This window comes from Mycobacterium sp. (genome assembly GCF_049683935.1).
GTDB lineage: Bacteria > Actinomycetota > Actinomycetes > Mycobacteriales > Mycobacteriaceae > Mycobacterium.
Window position 1 is genome coordinate 1 of record NZ_JBAUJR010000215.1, and the last position, 1,584, is coordinate 1,584.

Below are 1,584 nucleotides of genomic sequence, written 5' to 3' on the forward strand. Positions count from 1 at the left end.
GATCGGCACCGGAGAGCGCCCGGACGGCCAGGCGACGACGCAGCACGGGCCACGCTGCGCACGTACTGAGATCCGCATGTATTGATTCAGCGAGCGCGTCGAGACGGTCGCGGGCACCCGCGCCGAGCTGGTGCTCGGCCGCAGCGCCGAGGGCATCGGTGAACATGTCGGCGGCTGCGGCCAGTCTGCGGGTCGGGTCGGCGGCCTGGCGGGCGGTGGTGGTGGCCGAGACCTGGCCGCCGTCGCGGGCCACGATCCGGGACAGGACGTCCACGGCGGTGTCGGGGTGGGTGGCCTTGGGGGCCAGGATGCGGTGCGGGTCGGTTTCGGCGGTCGAGAGGTACAGGTGGTTTTCGGCGCGGCCGCGGGTGAGGGCGACGTAGAGCTGTTGGCGGGTCAGGTGCTCAGCACCCACCACGTGGCAGCTGTGCCCGGCGGTGGCGCCCTGGGCGCCGTTGATGGTGGCGGCATAGCCGAGGGTGACGTGTTCGGTGACGTAATCGGCCGGCAGGGTGATCTCATGCCCGGTGCCGCGATGGCGAGTCCGGAGCGCTCCGTCGCGGGCGACATCGAGGATGTCGAAGGTGTAGCCGTTGCGGACGTAATCAGTGCCCGACAGGGGCAGCCAGCGGGCGTTGTGGCGGGTGCGGATGACGTCTCCGACGCTGGCGCGGAGTTGGTCGGCGAGCACGGTTTCCCGACCTGGCCGCCAGTTCGGGTCAGCCTCAACGTGGGCAGCAATTCGTGCGGTGCGGGCGCGGGCGTTGAGGTCGTCGACGATCGCGTTGGTGGGTCCTAGGAGCAGGCTGTCGCGCCCGGCGTTGCGGTCGGCCAGCCACGCCGAAAACGCGGTGTCCGCGGCGGTTTGTTCGGTGCCGACGTGGATGCGCCCGGAGTCGATGTAGAAGCCGATTCCGGCCGGATCTCCGCCGCGCAGCGCCAGCGACGCCGCGGCCTCGGCGCGGGAGTGAAACCGCACGACTTTCGAAAGCGTCAGCGCACCGGTCTCTGTGGCGATGTCGCGCAACACCCCGCCAGCCGAAATCGACGCCAACTGGCCGTCATCACCGACCAGACGCACACTCGCGCCCTTGCGCTGAGCGTCAGCGATCATCGCGTCCAGACCCGCGGTGGACGCCATGCCGGCCTCATCGACGATGATTAACGTGTCCGGTCCGATGTCTGTGAACCACTGCGGTGTTCCGAATGTCGCAGCGTTGTCCGGATCAGCGCAGTGGACGTACTTGTCGAGGGTGTCGGTGGTCGCGCCCAGATCCTCCCCGAGCACGATCGCCGCGGCCGCGGTCGGGGCCAAACCGAGGACATGTCCGCCCGAGCTGCGCCACGCATGCGCCAGCGCGGCCATGGCCGTGGTCTTGCCCGCCCCGGCGGGCGCCAGCGCCAATGCGACGCGGCGTCCGCCGGTGGCCATCTGCTCGACGAGCGCGGCCTGACCGAGGTTGAGTGGCTTGCCGCGGGCGGCCGAATCTGACAGCGCGAGATCGACCTCGGACGCCGTCGCCATACGACCGTCGCAGCGTGCGACAGCGGCCAGGATGCGCTGCTCTGCGGCGAGAACTTCGC

The 1,584-nt window shown here is 70.3% G+C and carries 1 protein-coding gene; it reads right to left on the bottom strand.

Annotation, left to right across the window (positions count from 1 at the left end; genetic code table 11):
* Nucleotides 1–1,584: AAA family ATPase (locus WA965_RS12450; RefSeq protein WP_526447573.1), on the bottom strand; the 1,584-nt coding region annotated here is incomplete at both ends.